General features: G+C 65.6%; 20 protein-coding genes and 2 tRNA genes. 14 read left to right on the forward strand and 8 right to left on the reverse strand.

Annotation, left to right across the window (positions count from 1 at the left end):
• Positions 1 to 138: 138 nt before the first annotated feature.
• The 5 genes from moaA to LFL96_RS14310 all read left to right on the forward strand — a co-directional run bounded on the left by moaA (position 139) and on the right by LFL96_RS14310 (position 4146).
• A complete protein-coding gene (gene moaA / locus LFL96_RS14290; protein WP_280995871.1) occupies positions 139 to 1248 on the forward strand; it encodes a GTP 3',8-cyclase MoaA in 1110 nt (369 codons plus the stop codon).
• Positions 1249 to 1267: 19 nt separating this feature from the next.
• A complete protein-coding gene (gene mobA / locus LFL96_RS14295) occupies positions 1268 to 1882 on the forward strand; it encodes a molybdenum cofactor guanylyltransferase MobA (protein WP_280995872.1) in 615 nt (204 codons plus the stop codon).
• Between the two features lie 84 nt (positions 1883 to 1966).
• Entirely contained in the window at positions 1967 to 3286 is a 1320-nt protein-coding gene (gene glp, locus LFL96_RS14300; protein ID WP_280995873.1) for a gephyrin-like molybdotransferase Glp, read from the forward strand.
• Between the two features lie 102 nt (positions 3287 to 3388).
• Positions 3389 to 3664 (forward strand): hypothetical protein, encoded by a 276-nt coding sequence (locus LFL96_RS14305; RefSeq protein ID WP_280995874.1) that lies wholly within the window; start codon positions 3389 to 3391, stop codon positions 3662 to 3664.
• Positions 3664 to 4146, forward strand: coding sequence for a GNAT family N-acetyltransferase (locus LFL96_RS14310; RefSeq protein WP_280995875.1), 483 nt, complete (start codon positions 3664 to 3666; stop codon positions 4144 to 4146). Before LFL96_RS14305 ends, LFL96_RS14310 begins: the two co-directional genes overlap by 1 nt.
• Positions 4147 to 4211: 65 nt before the next feature.
• Here the strand turns inward: LFL96_RS14310 and rmuC are convergent, their stop codons facing one another.
• The 5 genes from rmuC to pncB all read right to left on the reverse strand — a co-directional run bounded on the left by rmuC (position 4212) and on the right by pncB (position 10186).
• Positions 4212 to 5669 carry a DNA recombination protein RmuC gene (gene rmuC, locus LFL96_RS14315; RefSeq protein ID WP_280995876.1) on the reverse strand — a complete coding sequence of 486 codons (1458 nt, stop codon included), beginning with the start codon at positions 5667 to 5669 and terminating at the stop codon, positions 4212 to 4214.
• Complete coding sequence (locus LFL96_RS14320; RefSeq protein WP_280995877.1) at positions 5666 to 6655, reverse strand: D-glycerate dehydrogenase; 990 nt, start codon at positions 6653 to 6655, stop codon at positions 5666 to 5668. The genes rmuC and LFL96_RS14320 overlap by 4 nt, the downstream gene beginning before the upstream one ends.
• Positions 6656 to 6728: 73 nt before the next feature.
• Complete coding sequence (locus tag LFL96_RS14325) at positions 6729 to 8135, reverse strand: sodium:proton antiporter (RefSeq protein WP_281000756.1); 1407 nt, start codon at positions 8133 to 8135, stop codon at positions 6729 to 6731.
• 165 nt (positions 8136 to 8300) lie between these two features.
• On the reverse strand, positions 8301 to 8963 hold the full coding sequence (locus tag LFL96_RS14330) for a lactate utilization protein C (RefSeq protein ID WP_280995878.1): 663 nt from the start codon (positions 8961 to 8963) through the stop codon (positions 8301 to 8303).
• Positions 8964 to 8989: 26 nt separating this feature from the next.
• Complete coding sequence (pncB, locus tag LFL96_RS14335) at positions 8990 to 10186, reverse strand: nicotinate phosphoribosyltransferase (RefSeq protein ID WP_280995879.1); 1197 nt, start codon at positions 10184 to 10186, stop codon at positions 8990 to 8992.
• Positions 10187 to 10488: 302 nt separating this feature from the next.
• Between pncB and fdxA the strand changes: the two genes are divergently transcribed.
• The 8 genes from fdxA (at position 10489) to LFL96_RS14375 (ending at position 15227) form a co-directional block, all read left to right on the forward strand.
• The gene (gene fdxA, locus LFL96_RS14340; protein WP_280995880.1) at positions 10489 to 10812 is read left to right on the forward strand and encodes a ferredoxin FdxA; all 324 of its coding nucleotides are present in this window, start codon (positions 10489 to 10491) and stop codon (positions 10810 to 10812) included.
• Between the two features lie 140 nt (positions 10813 to 10952).
• Positions 10953 to 11028: transfer RNA gene (locus LFL96_RS14345), tRNA-Asn, on the forward strand.
• A gap of 62 nt (positions 11029 to 11090) precedes the next feature.
• Positions 11091 to 11166, forward strand: a tRNA-Asn gene (locus tag LFL96_RS14350).
• A gap of 265 nt (positions 11167 to 11431) precedes the next feature.
• On the forward strand, positions 11432 to 11920 hold the full coding sequence (locus LFL96_RS14355; RefSeq protein WP_280995881.1) for a CreA family protein: 489 nt from the start codon (positions 11432 to 11434) through the stop codon (positions 11918 to 11920).
• 162 nt (positions 11921 to 12082) lie between these two features.
• Positions 12083 to 12913: an AraC family transcriptional regulator gene (locus tag LFL96_RS14360; RefSeq protein ID WP_280995882.1), complete on the forward strand. Its 831-nt coding sequence runs from the start codon at positions 12083 to 12085 to the stop codon at positions 12911 to 12913.
• Between the two features lie 196 nt (positions 12914 to 13109).
• Positions 13110 to 13871, forward strand: a complete 762-nt coding sequence (locus LFL96_RS14365; RefSeq protein WP_280995883.1) for an AzlC family ABC transporter permease — start codon at positions 13110 to 13112, stop codon at positions 13869 to 13871.
• Positions 13868 to 14191: an AzlD domain-containing protein gene (locus LFL96_RS14370; protein WP_280995884.1), complete on the forward strand. Its 324-nt coding sequence runs from the start codon at positions 13868 to 13870 to the stop codon at positions 14189 to 14191. Before LFL96_RS14365 ends, LFL96_RS14370 begins: the two co-directional genes overlap by 4 nt.
• A gap of 265 nt (positions 14192 to 14456) precedes the next feature.
• Positions 14457 to 15227, forward strand: a complete 771-nt coding sequence (locus tag LFL96_RS14375) for a DUF4088 family protein (protein WP_280995885.1) — start codon at positions 14457 to 14459, stop codon at positions 15225 to 15227.
• A 45-nt stretch (positions 15228 to 15272) separates the two neighbouring features.
• On the opposite strand, the gene LFL96_RS14380 is transcribed toward LFL96_RS14375, so the two are convergent.
• From LFL96_RS14380 to LFL96_RS14390, 3 genes are all read right to left on the reverse strand, one after another.
• Positions 15273 to 17543: an ATP-dependent helicase gene (locus LFL96_RS14380; RefSeq protein ID WP_281000758.1), complete on the reverse strand. Its 2271-nt coding sequence runs from the start codon at positions 17541 to 17543 to the stop codon at positions 15273 to 15275.
• 343 nt (positions 17544 to 17886) lie between these two features.
• Complete coding sequence (locus tag LFL96_RS14385; RefSeq protein WP_280995886.1) at positions 17887 to 18150, reverse strand: hypothetical protein; 264 nt, start codon at positions 18148 to 18150, stop codon at positions 17887 to 17889.
• Between the two features lie 44 nt (positions 18151 to 18194).
• The gene (locus LFL96_RS14390) at positions 18195 to 18656 is read right to left on the reverse strand and encodes a hypothetical protein (RefSeq protein ID WP_280995887.1); all 462 of its coding nucleotides are present in this window, start codon (positions 18654 to 18656) and stop codon (positions 18195 to 18197) included.
• Positions 18657 to 18969: 313 nt separating this feature from the next.
• On the opposite strand from LFL96_RS14390, the gene LFL96_RS14395 reads away from it, so the two are divergent.
• Positions 18970 to 19188: an RNA-binding S4 domain-containing protein gene (locus tag LFL96_RS14395; RefSeq protein WP_281000760.1), complete on the forward strand. Its 219-nt coding sequence runs from the start codon at positions 18970 to 18972 to the stop codon at positions 19186 to 19188.
• The last annotated feature ends 87 nt before the right edge of the window (positions 19189 to 19275 follow it).

The following is a 19275-nucleotide window of genomic DNA, read 5'->3' on the forward strand; positions in this document are numbered from 1 at the left end:
TCGGCGAACCGTGGACGGCGGCCGACGGTATGCCTCTCCCCGTATACCCCGACTGCGCCCCGGGGCCGGCTGCCGTAATAAGCATTTCCGCTAGAATGAATATCTGGCTTTATTTTCAAGCATTAAGCGAAGCATTTCATGTCCCGACGCATCATCCCTGTTGCCGATTTCAGCGCGGCGCCGGTCATTGCCGGCCCCCTGCAGACGCCCACCGGCGTGCTGCATGACACGCTGGCGCGTCCGCTGCGCGACCTGCGCATCTCGGTGACGGACCGGTGCAATTTCCGCTGCGTCTACTGCATGCCGCGCGCGGTGTTCGACAAGGACTACACGTTCCTGCCGCACGGCGCGCTGCTCAGCTTCGAGGAAATCGAACGGCTCGCGCGGCTGTTCGTCGCACATGGCGTCGAGAAGATCCGCCTGACCGGCGGCGAACCGCTGCTGCGTAAGAATCTGGAATTCCTGATCGAGCGGCTTGCGCGGCTCACCACGCCCGACGGCACGCCGCTCGATCTGACGCTGACCACCAACGGTTCGCTGCTCGAACGTAAGGCGCAGAGCCTGAAAGACGCCGGCCTGACGCGCGTGACCGTCAGCCTCGATGCGCTCGACGACGCCCTGTTCCGCCGCATGAACGACGCCGACTTCGCGGTCGCCGACGTGCTCGAAGGCATCGCGGCGGCGCACGCCGTGGGTCTGGCGCCGGTCAAGGTCAACATGGTGGTCAAACGCGGCACCAACGACGGCGAAATCGTGCCGATGGCGCGTCATTTCAAAGGCTCGGGCGCAGTGCTGCGCTTCATCGAATACATGGATGTCGGCACGTCGAACGGCTGGAACATGACCGAGGTGCTGCCGTCGGCCGAAGTCGTCGACCGCATCGCGGAGCACTTTCCGCTGGCACCGCTCGACGCCCACAGCGCCGCCGAAACCGCGCAACGCTGGGGCTACGCGGACGGCAGCGGCGAGATCGGGGTGATTTCGAGCGTCACGCGCGCGTTCTGCGGCGCGTGCACGCGTGCTCGTCTGTCGACCGAAGGCAAGCTGTATCTGTGCCTGTTCGCGTCGACGGGTCATGATTTGCGGGCGCTGCTGCGCGGCGGCGCGAACGACGACGCGATCGCGACCGCCGTCGCCGAAATCTGGCAGGCGCGCGGCGACCGCTATTCGCAACTGCGCGGCAGCGGCACCGCCGAGGCCCTCGCGCGCGAAAGCCGCCGCGTCGAAATGTCGTACATCGGCGGCTAAGCGCGCGCCGCACATCAGCATGACGACCACACGCGAGCACATCACCGGTCTTCTGCTTGCGGGCGGGCGCGGCATGCGCATGGGCGGCATCGACAAAGGTCTGCAGACGCTGCATGGCGAAGCGCTCGCCGCGCATGGACTGCAGCGCCTCGCGCCGCAATGCGGCGCGCTGCTGATCAGCGCCAACCGTCACGCGGACATCTACACGTCGCTGGGCGCGCCGTTCGGCGCCACGGTCGTGGCCGATACCCTGCCCGGCTTCCCCGGCCCGCTGGCCGGTCTGCTCGCCGGCTTACGCGCGGCCGGCACCGCGTACCTGCTCAGCGCCCCCTGCGACACCCCAGGCCTGCCCGCCGACCTCGCCGTCCGTCTCGCGCAGACACTCGACGCGCAGCACGCCGACATCGCCACCGTCACCACGACAGACGCCCACGGCGAAGTCTCGCTTCACCCGGTCTTCGCGCTGCTTCGCACGAGCCTCGCCGACGACCTCGCGGCCTTTCTGGAGGCCGGTGAGCGCAAGGTCCGCGCGTGGTACGCGCGCCACAAGACCGTGGAAGTCGCCTTTACCGATGAGCGCGCGTTTTACAATATCAATTCGTTACAAGAACTCGCCGACCTCGAGCGCGCTTGAGGTTCCGGTTCAAATCCCGCTCCGGCCCCACGGCAGACGCCGCGCGTTGCCACCCCGGCCGCCGGTCGCGACGCCCAGCCCTTCATGACCACGCTTAACGACTTTTCCCGCTGCGTCGCGCAGTACGATCCTCACGCGCTACCCGTTTCGGCCGCTCAGGCGATTGTTCGTCAATGGGCCACGCCGGTCGCGGCGGTCGAGCGCGTGGCGTTGCGTGATGCGCTCGACCGCGTGCTGGCCGCCGACATCGTGTCGCCGATCGACGTGCCGTCGCACGACAATTCGGCCATGGACGGCTACGCGTTCCCGCGCGCGGCGCTGGAACATGGCACCACGAGCGCAAGCGGCACAACCGAAATCGAATTGACGATCGCCGGCAAGGCGCTGGCCGGGCATCCGTTCACCGGGCGCGTCGACACGACGCAATGCGTGCGCGTGATGACCGGCGCGTGCATGCCCGCCGACTGCGACACCGTGGTCCCGCAAGAACTGGTGCAACGTCACGCTGACAGCACCTCGATCCGCTTCTCCGCTCACGCGGTGGCGCCTGGCCAGAACCGGCGTCTCGCGGGCGAAGACCTCGCGCGCGGTCACGTCGCGTTGCGCGCTGGGCGCATCATGCGCGCATCGGACCTCGGCCTGCTGGCCTCGCTCGGCATCGGCGAAGTACATGTGCGGCGGCGTTTGCGCGTCGCATTTTTCTCGACCGGCGACGAGTTGCGCTCGCTCGGCGAACCGCTCGATCCGGGCTCCGTCTACGACAGCAACCGCTACACGCTGTTTGCGATGCTGCGGCGTCTGAATGTCGACGCGCTCGACCTCGGCGTGGTGCGCGACGAACCGGTCGCGCTCGAAGCCGCGTTGCGCACGGCCGCGGCGAGCGCCGACGTCGTGCTGACTTCCGGCGGCGTATCGGTGGGCGAAGCGGACTTCACGAAGCAACTGCTGCAAACTTTCGGCGACGTCGCGTTCTGGAGTCTGGCCATGCGCCCGGGCCGCCCGCTCGCATTCGGCCGCGTCTGGTCCGGCGAGCATCCGGGGCTTGGCCTGCCCGCGCTTTTCTTCGGTTTGCCCGGCAATCCGGTGGCGGTGATGGTCACGTTCTATCAGATCGTGCGCGAAGCGCTGCTGCTGATGTCCGGCGCGACCCCGCAACCCGTGCCGCTGGTTCGCGCGACGAGCCGTCAGCCGATCCGCAAGCGCGCGGGCCGCACCGAGTTTCAGCGCGGCGTGGCCACGCAGAACGAGTCCGGCGAATGGCAGGTCACGCCGACCGGCTCGCAAAGTTCCGGCGTGCTGAGTTCGATGAGCGAGGCGAATTGCTTTATCGTGCTCGGCCACGACGAAGGCGAAATCGACGCGGGGCAACAGGTGGTTATCATGCCGTTCGACGGGCTTATCTAGCGCCCACGCGCATTGCACTACCTCATACGACGTAAGTTGCGTATGAAAGACGATCAGTTGCAGCTTCACCCACTATCACTACGACTCACGGGTTTGACTTACATGAAAAAACAGATTTCGTTCATCGCACCGGGACAGACGGCCAAGGCACTGATCCTCGTGTATCTGACGTTTTCGGTGCCCATCGTGCTGCTCGGCGTCCTGGTCGCGTTCATCCGTTATGGTTCGGTGGAATTGAGCACGGTGTTCAGCGCGTTGCTGCTGAACGCGATTCTCGGTTTCATTCTGCTGTGGATCGCCTGCCACGCGTATAACTGGGTGGCGTCGCGCTTCGGCGGCATCGAAATCCAGTTGAGCGACGCGCCGGAAGAGGCCTGATGTCCGCGACGATCCGCGCTGCCGTACCGGCCGACACCCACGCGATCTTCGCGTTGTCGTACGAACTCGCCGAGTACGAAAGCCTCACGCATCTCTTCACCGCGACAGAGGACGGGCTACGCGACGCGCTGTTCGGCGCGCAGCCGTCGATCGAGGCGCTGGTCGCGGAGAACGATGGGCGGATCGTCGGCTACGCGCTGTTCTTCCACAACTATTCGACCTTCGTCGGCCGGCGCGGCCTGTATCTGGAAGACGTGTATGTGCAACCGGCCGAGCGTGGCAGCGGCCTTGGCGGCGCGCTGTTGCAACGGCTCGCCGCATTGGCGGTGGCACGCCAGTGCGGCCGTTTCGAATGGACCGTGCTGGACTGGAATCAGGCGGCCATCAGCTTCTACGAGAAGATGGGCGCGACCGTGTTGCCGGATTGGCGAGTGGTGCGACTGACGGGCGAGGCGCTGGAGAAACTGGCCGCGGGCGGGTGACGCTTGCAAACGGCTTGCAAGCGCCCACGCGCTTGCCGATTCGCTCAACGCGCCGCCTAAGTGATCTACTGCTCGTCCGGGTCCACCGCCGATAGCGCATCGCCGAGCAAACCGCTCGCCGCGTCTCCCGGCAATGCCTCGACGTCGCGCAGCTTGCGGTTCATCATCCGCGTGCGCGTTTCGGCGGCTTCGATCGAACGCGTGACCGTTTCCAGTTGCGCCTTCGTTTTCGCCAGCACGTCGCCGAATTTGCCGAACTCCGTCTTCACCGCGCCGAGCACCTGCCACACTTCGCTCGAACGCTTCTCGATGGCGAGCGTGCGGAACCCCATCTGCAAACTGTTGAGCAATGCGGTCAGCGTGGTCGGTCCGGCGATCGTCACGCGATAGTCGCGCTGCAACAGATCCGTCAATCCCGGACGGCGCAACACCTCGGCGTACAAGCCCTCGGTCGGCAGGAACAGCAGCGCAAAGTCCGTGGTGTGCGGCGGCGCCACGTATTTCTCCGCGATCGTGCGCGCTTCGGCGCGGATACGTGCTTCCAGTGCCCGCGAGGCCTCCTCGACCGCCACCGGATCGGCGCGCTCCTGGGCGTCGATCAAACGCTCGTAGTCTTCGCGGGGAAATTTCGCGTCGATGGGCAGCCACACCGGCGTGGCCGCGCTGCCCTGCTCCGCGCGCCCTGGCAGCTTGATCGCGAACTCGACGCGTTCATTGCTCTTCGGCACGGTGGCGACGTTCTTCGCGTATTGATCGGCGGTGAGCAGTTGTTCGAGCAAGGCTTCGAGCTGCACTTCGCCCCATGTCCCGCGCGTCTTGACGTTGGTGAGCACCTTCTTCAGATCGCCGACGCCGGCCGCCAGCGTCTGCATCTCGCCCAAGCCACGATGCACCTGTTCGAGCCGGTCCGACACCAGCTTGAACGATTCGCCCAGCCGCTGTTCGAGCGTGGCGTGCAGTTTTTCGTCGACGGTGCGGCGCATTTCCTCCAGCTTGGCGGCGTTGTTCGCCTCGATATCCTTCAGCCGCTGCTCGATGGTCGTGCGCACCTCGGCGAAGCGGCGGTCGTTCGCTTCGGTCAACTGGCCGAGCTGCAGACTCAGCGTGTCGCCGAACTGTTTGAGCGAGCGGCCCTGTTCGTCGCGCGCCTGCTGCGCCTGTTGCTGCAAGCTGTGCCGCACGGCGTCGAGTTGCTGTGCGAAGGCGTCGATCTTGCCGCCTTGCACCGTCGTCATGCTGGAGAACTGCGCGGCGAGCGTCTGCTGAAAATGCGCGAAGCCGCCGCTCTGCTCGGCGCGCGACACCCGCGCCGTCTCGGTGATGTCGTTGCGCAGCTGCCGTTCGAGACGCTCGTAAGCGTGCGCCTGCATGTCGGTCGCGGCGTCGATGCGCTGGTGAAGCTGCTCGAACTGCTCGACGTGCTCGCTCTGGTCAGCACGGCCACCGCCGCGCAGCAGCAGCGCCAGCGCGATGATCAACGCGACCGCCAGCACCGCGACGGCCGCTACCAGAATCATCGTCATGAACGCGCCTTGCCGATCACGTCAGGATTGATCGGATTCGGCGGACGACCGGCGCGCGGCCCTTCGCCGAGCGCGGCGATCAGATTGTCCGCGGCGAGGTTCGCCATCGCGCGGCGCGTCGCCTCGGTCGCGCTGGCGATGTGCGGCGTCAGCACGACGTTGGGCACCGTCAGCAGTTCGGGATTCAGCTTCGGCTCGCCTTCGTACACGTCCAGCCCGGCGGCGGCGATCCGCTTCGCGCGCAAGGCATCGACCAGGGCAGCATCGTCGACGATGCCGCCGCGCGCGATATTGGTCAGCGTCGCGCTCGGCTTCATCAGCGCCAGTTCGGCCGCGCCGATCGTGTGGTGGTTCTCCTTCGTGTACGGCAACACCAGCACGACGTGATCCGCCCGCCGCAGCAGGTCCTGCTTCGACACGTAGCCGGCATTCAGCTCGGCCTCGATCTCCGGCGCGACGCGCGACCGGTTGTGATAGATCACCTGCATGCCGAAGCCCTTCGCGCGACGCGCCAGCGCCTGGCCGATCCGCCCCATGCCGATCACGCCGAGCGTCGAGCCGTACACGTCGCCGCCGAGAAAGCCGTCGTACGCCCACTTCTCCCACTTGCCGGCGCGCAGCCAGTGCTCCGACTCGGCGATGCGGCGCGCGGCCGCCATCATCAGCGCCCAGCCGAAATCGGCGGTGGATTCGTTGAGCACGTCCGGCGTGTTCGTACCGAGCACGTTCGCGGCGTTGAACGCGGCCATGTCGAAATTGTTGTAGCCGACCGCCATGTTCGACACCACGCGCAGACGTGGCGCCGCCGCGAGCACGGCCGCGCCGATCGGGTCGCCGGCGGTCAGCGCGCCGTCCTTGTCCGCGAGACGACGGGTGAGTTCGTCGGCGGGCAGCACGTCGCCCTGATTCCAGTCGACGTCGAAATACTGTTTGAGCCGTTCGATCACATCCGGAAAAATCGGACGGGCGACGAGGATCTTCTGCATTGCCATTCTCCGTATAGCGCGTCGAGTGCGTTGGCCTCGGCGTTGAGGGTCGGTTCGAAAACGAAAGCGTGCGTCAAAAGAACAGCCAGCCGGTCACGAGAAAGAGCGGCAGCAACACCGCGCCCGACCAGGCCATGTACGCGAAAAAACTCGGCATGCGCACGCCGCGCGATTCCGCGATCGCTTTCACCATGAAGTTCGGCGCGTTGCCGATGTACGTGTTCGCGCCCATGAACACGGCGCCGGCCGAAATCGCGGCGAGCGTGGTGGCGCCGCTAGTCATCAAGGTCTGCGCGTCGCCGCCGGCCAGGTTGAAGAACACCAGATAGGTCGGCGCGTTGTCGAGAAACGACGATAGCAGTCCGGTGGCCCAGAAGTACATCGCGTCGTGCGGTTGGCCCGCGGCGTCGTTGACCAGATGGACGATGCCCGCGAACGCGCCCGCCTCGCCCGCGCGCAGGATCGTGATGACCGGCGCGATCGTCACGAAAATGCCGGCGAACAGCTTGGCGACCTCTTCGATCGGCGCCCAGTTGAAATCGTTGCCGGCGCGCGCGGCGCGCGGCGTGAGCCACAGCGACAGCAGCGTCACGCCGATCAGCGCGACATCGCGCACCGCGTTCTGCAAGGCCACGTGCGTGCCGAACACGTCGAACGCCATGCCCGGCTTCCACAAGCCGCTCATCAGCACCAGTCCGATCACCGCCGCGAGCAGCACGAAATTCACCTTGCCGTCGATGCCGAGCGGCGGCGTATCCGGCGTCGGATCGAGAAAGCGCGAGCGTTCCTCCTCGCGCCGATGAAAGAAGTAAGCGTCCAGCGCGTAGAACCCGCCGAGCAGCACGACGCACACGAACAGCATCGGCCACGCGAGATGGGTGGTGGTCCAGAAGAATCCGACGCCTTGCAGGAAACCGAGGAACAGCGGCGGATCGCCCAGCGGCGACAGCGAACCGCCGGCGTTCGCCACCAGAAAGATAAAGAACACGACGACGTGAACCACGTGCTTGCGGTTGTCGTTCGCGCGCAGCAACGGACGGATCAGCAGCATCGCGGCGCCGGTCGTGCCCATGATGCTCGCGAGCAAGGTGCCGAGCGCGAGGATCGCGGTATTCAGGCGCGGCGTGCCGTGCAGATTGCCGCGCACGCAGATGCCGCCCGCCACGGTATAAAGCGCCGTGAGCAGCACGATGAACGGAATGTATTCCTCGAACATCGCATGCACGAGGGAACCGAACGCGACGCCGGGGCCGAAGGTCAGCGCGAACGGCACGAGAAACGCGAGCGCCCACGCCGCCGCGATCTTGCCGAAATGGTGATGCCAGAATGCCGGCGCGACGAGCGGAAACACCGCGATGGACAGCAGCACGCCGGCGAACGGCAGCCCCCATAGCGCTGATAGCGTCGCGCCGTCCAGCGTGGCCGCGGCGGCCGGCTGGGACCAGACGGTCAAGATCGATACGACAATGGCGAACGCCATGCCCGCCTTCACGGCGTGCCCTTTCCTCATGCTGAAGTTCCTGGTGATTGCAGTGGCCGTGACGGCCGTGAAGCGAAGTGCGCCGCTCGAGCGATGCTGGAGCAACTCGGAGCAACGCTCTCGACGCAACGTTGACGCGCTCTTCAAGCGCCGCCCGGCGCCCTTTCAGGCGCCCTGCACGACGATCACATGCACGCGGTACGGACCATGCGCGCCGAGCACGATGGTCTGCTCGATATCGCCGGTGCGCGACGGCCCGGAGACGAAATTGACCGCGCGCGGCAGTTCGCCGCGCTCGCTGCGGATCAAGCCGAACGCCTCTTCATGACCCGCGACGATGCGCGACGCCGGCACGATCGCGATATGCGTTTCCGGCAGCAGACCGGCCGACGCATAGGTTTCCGGTCCCGACAGCAATACCAGCGTGCCGGTCTCGGCGGTGGCGCAAAAGCAGCCGGTGAGGCCGACGACATCGCTATCCCGCGGCTTGCGGAATTCGACGCTCAGACCGGCTTCGGCCCACGCCAGCTCGCGCAACGTCTGCCAGGCGATGGCCTGAAGCGGCAACGCATGTTGCGCGAGGTAGCGATGCGCGGCGGCGGGCACATCGCTCAACGCCTGCACGGTCTCGACCGTGGTCGACATCTTCTGCGCTTCCTCGATGAAGCGCGCGGTCAGATCGGCCGGCATCTCCGGACGCGGACCGGGCGGATGGCGCGCCACGTAGTCCGCGGCGGCCTCGCGTTCGGCCGCCTGCGCCTCCGGCTCGCGCCCTTGCGCCGCGCGGATGCGCGCCAGGATGTTGCGGCGGGCGATCGATGTGTCCATGTGCGAAATCCTCGTGTCGACAGCCGTTACTTCGATGCTTCTTCCTCGGGCTGCGCGATACCGAACACCTGACGCAGATAGGCCAGATAGTTCTTGTCCTCGCACATGTTCTTGCCCGGCGAGTCCGACAGCTTCGCCACTGGCTGACCATTGCAGCGAACCATCTTGATGACGATCTGCAACGGGTTGTAGCCGAGATCGTTGGTCAGGTTGGTGCCCACGCCGAAGGCCAGCTTGCAGCGTCCGCGGAAGCGCTCGTACAGCTGCAGCACCTTGGGAATGTCGAGCGCGTCGGAGAACACGAGGATCTTGGTGCGCGGGTCGCAGCGGTTCGCCTCGTAGTGCTTGAGCAGGCGCTCGCCCCAGTCGAACGGATCGCCGGAATCGTGGCGCGCGCCGTCGAACAGCTTGCAGAAGTACATGTCGAAGTCGCGCAGGAACGCTTCCATGCCGTACACGTCGGACAGCGCGATACCCAGGTCGCCGCGATATTCCTTGGCCCACATTTCGAAGCCGAAGATCTGCGAATCGCGCAGCCGCGGACCGAGCGCCTGACACGCCTGCAGATATTCATGCGCCATCGTGCCGAGCGGCGTGAGGCTGTGCTTCATCGCGTAGAAGACGTTGCTGGTGCCGGCGAACTGTTCGCCGAGGCCGTCCTTCAGCGTCAGGATCACTTCCTCGTGCCATTGCTTCGAGAAACGGCGGCGGGTGCCGTAGTCGGCGATCTTGCAATCGGAGAATTCGGGGCGCGCGCCCAGCAGCTTGATCTTCTCGACGAGGCGGCCGCGCCCTTCGCTGTAGTCGGGCTTCTGCTGCGTGTTGCGGAAGTAGACCTCGTTGACGATCGCCAGCATCGGGATCTCGAAGAGGATCGTATGCAGCCACGGGCCCTTGATCTCGATGTCGATTTCGCCATTGCCCTTCGGCGACGGCTCGATCGAAATGTACTTCTCGTTCAGATGGAACAGCGCGAGAAACTCGATGAAGTCGCCCTTGATGAAGCGCATGCGCCGCAGATAGTCGAGTTCCTCGTCGGTAAAGCGCAGATGACAGAGCTTGCGCACTTCCTCGCGGATCTCGGCGATATACGGCACGAGATCGACATTCGGCGTGCGGCAGCGGAAGCGATATTCCACGTTCGCAGCGGGGAAGTGATGCAACACCACTTGCATCATCGTGAACTTGTACAGATCGGTGTCGAGCAGCGAAGTAATAATCATGATGGTGCGAACTGAACCGCGGCAGAAAATCGGAAGGCCTGACTCAAACCATGCGCATACGGCGTGCCCCGTGCGCGCCGACCTGACGCATGTTACCCGAATGCGCGCCGACTCCGGGCATGGCCGGGCGCGCGTCAAAGCTTTCCCAGGGCGCGGCGGGCGCTTACGCAAGCCCGCCATAAACTAATCACGAAAACGTATAAAAGGCGTAGTCCGATGCCGCATACGCCTTTTGACGTTACGTTACAATAGCGCTTTTGGCGTATTCGCCTTCCCTGATTCTGCATGCAGGAGCTGCCTGAATGACTCACGTTGTGACCGAAAGCTGCATCAAGTGCCGCTATACCGACTGCGTCGATGTGTGCCCAGTGGACTGCTTTCGCGAAGGTCCCAACTTCCTCGCGATCGACCCCGATGAATGCATCGACTGCGCGGTGTGCGTGGCCGAGTGCCCGGTGAATGCCATTTATGCCGAGGAAGACGTGCCGGGCGACCAGCAGAACTTCATCGAACTGAATGCCGATCTGGCGAAGAGCTGGCCGAGCATCACGAAGACCAAGGCGCCGCTGCCGGAAGCCGACGAGTTCAAGGACATCAAGGAAAAGCTCGCCCTGCTCGCACGTTGAGCATGACGGTCTGCCCTGCGCATGGTTCGATCCAGTAAGTTCGGCCCGATAAAACGGGATACGAAAACGAGCTGCGCAGGGTATTGACAGGGTTCGAAGCTGCTTCTACAATTTCGTTTCTCTGCTGTTTGTTGTTCTGTTCCTCGATAGCTCAGTCGGTAGAGCGCCGGACTGTTAATCCGTAGGTCCCTGGTTCGAGCCCAGGTCGAGGAGCCAAGAATTGCAAAGGCCCGTTAACCAAGACGGGCTTTTTTATGTAGATCAAGTTGTACTGCTGTTCCTCGATAGCTCAGTCGGTAGAGCGCCGGACTGTTAATCCGTAGGTCCCTGGTTCGAGCCCAGGTCGAGGAGCCAAAATTTTGAAAGGCCCGCATCCGTGCGGGCCTTTTTGTTTTTACCTTGCGTGTTCTTCGTCGTGCGTTTTTGCGTCGTGCGTTTTTGTAGCGCGCGTCCCGCACGTCTTCGCGCTGCCGCTCGCGGATCTGCCACGCCTCGTCACTACGCCATCGCGCCGTTCGCCAGGTCAGCGCGCCGTTATACGATGTCGATTCCCGGCGCGCGCCGCACACGCGGCTTCGCGCCTCACCCACGCGCTCGTTTCCCGTCGCCACCATCGCCCATGAAACCGATCCTGTCGCGCATCGTTCTCGCCGCCGCTACCGCCGCCGTTGCCACTTCGATTCTGCCCGCCGCTCATGGCGAGGAAGTGGGCAGCGTCAACACCAACTTCCGCATCACCGGTTCCGACCGCGTGGTGGTCGAGGCCTATGACGACCCCATCGTGCAAGGCGTGACCTGCTATGTGTCGCGCGCCCGGACCGGCGGCGTCAAGGGCACGCTGGGCATTGCGGAAGATCCGACCGAGGCGTCCATCGCCTGCCGGCAGGTCGGCGCGATTCATTTCACCGGCCCCGTGAAGCAGCAGGCGGACGTGTTCTCGGTCAGCATGTCGCTGATCTTCAAAGCGCTGCACGTGGTGCGGGTGGTTGACGCGAAACGCAATACGCTCGTGTATCTGACTTACAGCGACCGGGTCGTCAGCGGCAGCGCGAAGAACAGCGTGAGCGCAGTGCCGATGCCGGCCGGCACGACGATCCCGGTCAAGTAACGGCTCGCGAACGTCCGTCCGCCTGCCCGTCTGCGCGTCCACCCGCTCATCCACTCGCTCCCCCACCTATCCATTCACCCGCCGACGCCCGCGCAGCCCTCGCCCAGCGGACCCGCCGCACTGGCGTCGCGCTACACTGAGCGGTCACGCAGAACCTTCGTCATGACCGCCGCCCATCGCTTCCAGGATTCCGCCCGCTACTGGCGCACGCCGCTTCTGCCCGGCGCGGATCTGCTCACCGCCGAATATCGCGACCACCAGTTCGCGCCGCATTGGCACGACGCTTACACGATTCCGGTGATCGTCGCGGGGGCCGAGGAGTACCGGTATCGCGGCTCGCACTACGTCGCGGAGGCCGGCAGCGTGCCGATCATCAACCCCGGCGAGCTGCACACGGGCTCGAAGGCGGTCGAGGACGGCTGGCGTTATCGCGTGATGTACGCGCCGGTGGCGTTCATTCACGATCTGGCCAGCGAGATCGCCGGCAAGCCGCACAGCCTGCCGTGGTTCGAGCCCGGCGTGATCCGCGATCCGGATCTGGCGCGCCGGCTCGCGCACGCGCACCGGCTGCTGGAAGCCGGCGACGATCCGCTCGCCGCCGAGGCCGCGATGCTCGACGCGCTGTCCACGCTGCTCGTCCGTTTTTCGCGGACGCAGCCCGAGCCCTCCCGCCTCGCCGCCGACGACACCCGCGTCGCCCTGATGCAGGAGCGGCTGACCGGCGACCTCACCACCGCCGTCGCGCTGGCCGACGTCGCGCAGGCGGCGGGGCTCTCGCCGTTTCATGCCGCGCGCCTGTTCACGCAGACGACCGGGCTCGCGCCGCACGCGTGGCGCAACCAGGTGCGCTTGCAGCGGGCGCTCGCGCCGTTGCGCGCCGGCGTATCGGTGACGGAAGTCGCCGCGGCCAGCGGTTTCACCGACCAGAGCCACTTCACGCGCCATTTCCGGCGGATGTTCGGCGTGCCGCCGGGCCGCTGGCAAGGCGATTGAGCGGGTGCTCCTGCTGACGGGTTGCGGGTTGCCGACGCGACCAGCGCGACCTGCGAGTTAGTTCGACCACGCGCATTCGGCCTGCAAGCGCATTCGATCCGCAGATCCGGCCTGCCGTCCGACGTCTTTCATAGCAAGAACGTACAAGCCCCACTCGCCGCCCTGCCGTTATGCTTCCCGCACCAAGGAGGCAAGATTGACCCATTCCACCCCAGGCCAGCCCACTAGCACCGGCCATCTCAAGGCATTCACCGCCGGCGCGCGCGACATCATTCCGATGATGGTCGGCGCCGCGCCGTTCGGCGTCATTTTCGGCACGCTCGTCGCATCCGGGCCACTGCATCTCTGGCACGGCCAGTTGATGTCGCTGGTCGTGTTCGCCGGCTCCGCGCAGTTCATCGCGCTCGGCCTGATCGCCGGGCACGCGAGTTTCGCGGTGATCCTCGCGACCACGCTGGTCGTCAACCTGCGGCACGTGCTGTACAGCGCGACGCTCGCGCCGCACGTCGCGCATCTGTCGACCCGCTGGCGCTGGGCGCTCGGCGCGCTGCTCACCGACGAAGTCTTCGCCGTCGCGTGGGAACACTACCGGCATCGCGAACCCGGCACGGTCGGTCCGCATTACTTTTTCGGCGCCGGTCTGGCGATGTATCTGAACTGGCAGCTCTGGACCCTCGCCGGCCTGCTGTTCGGCGCGGCATTCCCCGGCCTGCAGTCGCTGGGCCTCGATTTTGCGATGGTCGCGACCTTCATCGCGATCGTCGTGCCGCAGCTCGTCGCGCTGCGTTATCTGGCGGCGGCCGTCACGGCGGGCACGCTGGCGTTTTTCTGGCAGGCGTGGCCGTACAAGCTGGGCCTGCTCGGCGCGGTGTTCGCGGGCGTCGCGATCGGCGTGCTGCTGTCGACCTCGCGTCCGACCCTGCGCGGCACGCGCCATACCGCGGGGGCATCGCGATGAACTACGTTGCCTTGATTCTCGGCATGGCGCTGATTACGTGGGTGATCCGCGCGGCGGTGTTCGTGCTCGGCGACCGGCTGGTGTTTCCGCCGCTGGTGCGCACCGCCCTCGGTTTCGTGCCGGTGACGGTGCTCACCGCGATCATCGTGCCGATGGCGGTGTCGCCGCACGGCGGCGGCGCCGAACTGACCTGGCGCAATCCGCAGCTGGTCGGCGCGCTGGCCGCCGTGCTGGTGAGCGCGCTGACGCGCCGTCCACTGCTGACGATCGCGGTCGGCCTGGTGGTGTTTTTCGTCTGGCAATGCGTCGTGCTCCGGTAACGGTGCACCGGCCGGGGCGCGTATCGGCCAACCCGTCGAACGACGCGCCCCTCTAATCCCCCCGCCCCTCCCCGCCACACCCTTAAGTTTTCCCTGAATCCGCCGATATGAAGTCGAGGTCCGCTCACCGGGATATGACGTCCCGCTGATTTCGCGGCAACAGGCAGGAAGCAACCGCGCCGGCATCACGGGTCGCGTTTCATCGGGCTCGCGTGTGGCCGGATGACACGACGGGGCCGCGCGGCGGGACCAAACGGGATAACACATGGGTCAAATCACCCTCACGCTCAAAGACGAGACGATCGCGTCGCTGCGCAAGGATTTCGATGCGTTTCTGCGGGTATCGCTGAAGCTCGATCCGCAGTTCGCGACGCCGTCGTTCGAGGATTTCTTGCGCGCCAAGCTGCTCGACAACATGGTGCCGCTGACGGAACACGCGGTGCAGCGGATGTTGCAGGGCGGTCAGTACGCATGGGCGAAACGCACGCTGGACAAGGAATTCCCGGACGTCGTCGCGATTCTGATGCGGCAGGCCGGCGAATTCGGCTTCGGCTTCGCGGCGCGCTCGGAATGGACGCCGGAGGAACTGGCGAAGCAGTGCCGCGACTGGGCGGCGGCGATCGTCAAGGAAGCCGAGGGCGACGCCGCGCTGGTCGATCCGCTCGCCGCGCAGATCAAGAGCGCCGCGCAGGACATCCAGGCGCTGGAAGAAGTGATGCAGACGCCCGCGTGGCGGCTGGTGGAATCGCTGCGTCAGCGCGTCTACGAGGCGAAGGTCGCATGCGAGACGAGCGTGGGCAGCACCGCGCGCGAAAAGCTGGGCGAACTGCGCGGGCTGTTGCGGCTCGGCATTTCGCATGGCTCGTTCCAGAAACAGGAAGCGCAGCAGATCATGGAATATCTGCGTCTGCTCAAGCCGGAAATTTTCGTCGAGGAGCCGTACGACGTGTTTTCGCGGCTGGCGGCGTGGCTGCGCAATTTCTTCGTGCCGCCGCGTCCGGCGCCGCAACAGCAGCAACGGCAATCACGCGGTTGATCGCTCGCCAGGCGCCCGTTCTCTCCGGCCCTGGCCGCTTCCCGCTCAGTCCCACATCTTTCTGAGCTTCGCCCCGATCTCGATCTTCGCCCGCGCGGCGGCCGCCAGGCCCGCCGCGGTCGGCGCGCCCGGCAGCGTCACGCGCGGCCACGCATAGGCGTCGAACAACGGCATCAGATGGGCGGGGATGAAGCGCGTGCGCGACGCCCACACGTGGCGGTCGCCCATGTGCGTCTGGTTGTGCACGTAAAAGCGCTGCGGCACGACGATATGCAGATCCTCCCTGGCACGCGTCATCGCGACGTAGAGCAGCCGGCGCTCCTCGTCGAGGTCTTCGTCGCTGCCCGTGCCCAGATCGGACGGGATGCAGCCGTCGACACCGTTCAGCACGAACACGTTGCGCCACTCCTGCCCCTTCGCGGAATGGATGGTGGACAGGATCAGGTAGTCCTCGTCGAGCAGCGGCACACCGGATTCGCCGCTGGTGGCGTCGGGCGGATCGAGCGTCAGTTCGGTCAGGAAACGTTCGCGCGACGCATACGTACCCGCGATGCTCTCCATCTGCAGCACGTCCGCGTGACGGATCGCCGCGTCCTCGTGATTACGTTCGAGATGCGGCTCGTACCAGCGCCGCACCATTTCGAATTCGGCGGGCCACGGCGTCTGCCGGCCATACACGCTCGACATCAGCTTGACGAACGGATGCCAGTCCTCCTGCGCCCGCGCGGGCGGGGTGAACGCGGCTAGCGCGGCGGCGGCGGTGTCGATGGGATGGGTGGCCAGACCGCCGGTCGGATCGGTGGCGGCGTTGGCGTTCATACCACCACCCACACCACCCGCACGCGCGGCGATCTCGTCGAGCACTTTCGCCGCAGTCGCCGGCCCCACGCCCGGCAGCAGTTGCACGACGCGAAAACCCGCGACGCGGTCGCGCGGATTTTCCGCCCAGCGCAGCACGGCGAGCACATCCTTGACGTGCACCGAATCGAGAAACTTCAGTCCGCCGAACTTCACGAACGGGATGTTGCGCCGGGTCAGCTCGACCTCCAGCGCGGCGCTGTGATGCGCGGCGCGGAACAGCACGGCCTGCGACTTGAGCTTGACGCCCTGCTCGCGCGCTTCGAGCACCTGTTCGACGACGTAGCGCGCCTGATCGGCTTCATCGGCGACGGTGACGAGGCGCGGACGCTGCGCCGACGCCTTGTCCGTCCATAAATTCTTCGTGTAACGCTCGCTGGCCAGCTCGATCACCGCGTTCGACGCCGCGAGGATCGGCTCCGTCGACCGGTAATTGCGTTCGAGCGTGATCTGCCGCGCGGGCGGATCGAACTGCGCCGGGAAATCGAGGATGTTGCGCACCGTTGCGCCGCGAAACGAATAGATCGACTGGGCGTCGTCGCCGACCACGGTCAGACCGCGGCCGTCGGGCTTCAGCGCGAGCAGGATCGACGCCTGCAGCCGGTTGGTGTCCTGATATTCATCGACCAGCACATGGTCGAAGCGCGCCGACAGATCCGCCGCGATCGCCGGCTCGGCGGCCATATGCGACCAGTAGAGCAGCAGATCGTCGTAGTCGAGCACGCTCTGCTTCTGTTTCGCATCGACGTAGGCGGCGAACAGGCGGCGCAGATCGTCCTCCCATTCGCGGCACCACGGGAACGCGTGGTCGAGCACGTGCGTCAGCGACGCTCCCGTATTCACGACGCGCGAATAGATCGCGAAGCAGGTGCTCTTGGCCGGGAAGCGCCGCTCTTTGGCGGACAAGCCGAGCTCGTGTCGCACCAGGTTCATCAGATCGGCGGAATCCTCGCGGTCGTTGATCGTGAAGGCGGGCGCGAGACCGATCAAGTCCGCGTATTCGCGCAGCAGGCGCGCGCCGACGCTGTGAAACGTGCCCGACCACGTGAGCCCCTGCGCGAGCGCGGCGCGCGCGCCGAGTGCCGCCCCGGCGATGCGCGTGACCCGGCGCGTCATTTCCAGCGCGGCCCGGCGCGAAAAAGTCAGCAGCAGGATGCGGCGCGGATCGGCGCCCTTCACCACCAGATTCGCAACGCGGTGCGCGAGCGTATTGGTCTTGCCGGAGCCCGCGCCCGCGATCACCAGCAACGCGCCGGACGGCGCGTTCGGCGTGTCGGCGCCGTATTCGGCAGCCTCGCGTTGCGCGGCGTTGAGTTTGGCGAGCCAGTCGGCGGCGGGGTTGGCGTTGTCCGTGGCGCTGTGGGGTGCGTCGGGTGTTTCGGACGCACCCGCGGCATGGGTTGCGTTCGCCGTACGGGCGCTGGCGGACACGTCGAGCGTATCGGCCAGATTGGCCATATCGGCGGATGGCAGCGAGGGATTGGCGACGGGATGCACGTGGATTCAGGCGCGGGCGTGATTTCGGGATAGCGACGCACACTGTATATCCATACAACCCCGGCAGACAAGCGACCCTTATTTTCGCGATGCTGCGGCACATACTTCCGCTTCAACCGTTGGCCTAAAGCGGCCACGGCCGGCGCCTCACCACTCGATCAACCACTCGACCGCCCACGCTTCGCACAAGCATCCACGCAAAAAATGGCCCGTCACGCTTGCGCGTGACGGGCCATTTTTCTTTCCACCGGACACAAGGCAGTGTGCGAAGCGCACTCACATCATCCGCCCTGCTACCGCCGTCTTACTGCTTCTTCGCATCCTTCACGTTGGCGTCGGCGTTCGCCTTGTCGGCGTCAGCCTGCGCGTCCGTTTTCTTCTTGTCGGCCTTGGCCTGCGCGACGGACGACTTCTTGTCCGCCTTCGCCTGTTCCTTCGCGGCCTTCTTGTCCGCATGCGTGACCGGCGCGGCGGCCGGGTCGCTCGCCTGCGCGAACGCCACGGACGACAGACACCCCGCGATCAGCGCGGCGCAGATCTGGTTTCGGGTCGATTGAATCATGCTCATGCGGCACCTCCGTTCAAGGCCTTATCGATGACTAACAACGGCGATCAATGCTTCACATCGCTGCCGTCGGACTGGTCGCCCGTCTGGCCTTGCATGTTCATCTTCATTTCATTGTTGGCGGTCTGCTTGTCCGCCTTCTGGTTGATCTTGGCGTCGCGCACCTGCTCCTTGTACTGGGTCTTGGCGGCCTTCTGCTGATCCTTCAGCTCGGCCTTCGACGCCTTCTTCGACGCGCGGTAGTCGGCATTGGCCTTGGCGTTCGCTTCGCGCTTCTGCACCAGCGGATCGGTCGAGCCCGGCGCCGTCAGACGGGTCGGAGCGGGCGTCGGCGGCTGCACGCCGGCGGCGGCGGGCGCCATGGTCGTGGCGTCGGCGCCCGGCGCCTGCATCTGGGTTTGCGCCTGCACATCCGCGCCGGCGGCGGGTTGCGCGGTCTGCGCGACAGCCGCGGTCGCGGCGAAAGCGGTCACGGCGGTACCGATCAGGAGCGTACGAATCTGGGTCATGGTTCAATTCCTCTCTAAAGTTGTTGTGACCGGGGCGTCGTATCCGGCGCGGCGCGGCTCGATGACGACAACGCCTTGCCCTGCCTCGCCCGGTCTTCTCGCTTCGGAACATATCCAGCAAGCTTGCCTACAGAACCGAACTTTACGAGTGAATTTCCAAAGCAGCGATCGCTGTTACGGAAGGTTTCACTTTCCGACAATTGCACAACATCTGCTTGCAATTGCCTACACGTCGTCTGTCGTGCGGACGGGTTTCGTCCGCGGACAGCTTCTGGCTTATGATGCGAACCCTTTGCCTGAAGGTGCAAACGCCATGCCCAACCTCGATTTCACGCTGACCGGCGACTACGTCGAACTGCACAATCTCCTGAAGATAACGGGCCTCGCGGAGAGCGGCGGCCAGGCAAAAATGATGGTCGCGGACGGCGCGGTGACCGTCGACGGCCAGGTCGAAACGCGTAAAACCTGCAAAATCCGCGCGGGCCAGGCGGTGTTGATCGGCGATACGCGCATCGCGGTTCACGAAGGCTGAGGGCGCGGTTGCGCTCGCGAGGCTTCGGCCGTCCCGTCCGGAAATTCGGAGGACCGCGCGCACCAAAATCGTGCCTCGGTCATCGAC

It is taken from the genome of Paraburkholderia sp. D15, from assembly GCF_029910215.1.
In the GTDB taxonomy this organism is placed as follows: Bacteria; Pseudomonadota; Gammaproteobacteria; order Burkholderiales; family Burkholderiaceae; genus Paraburkholderia.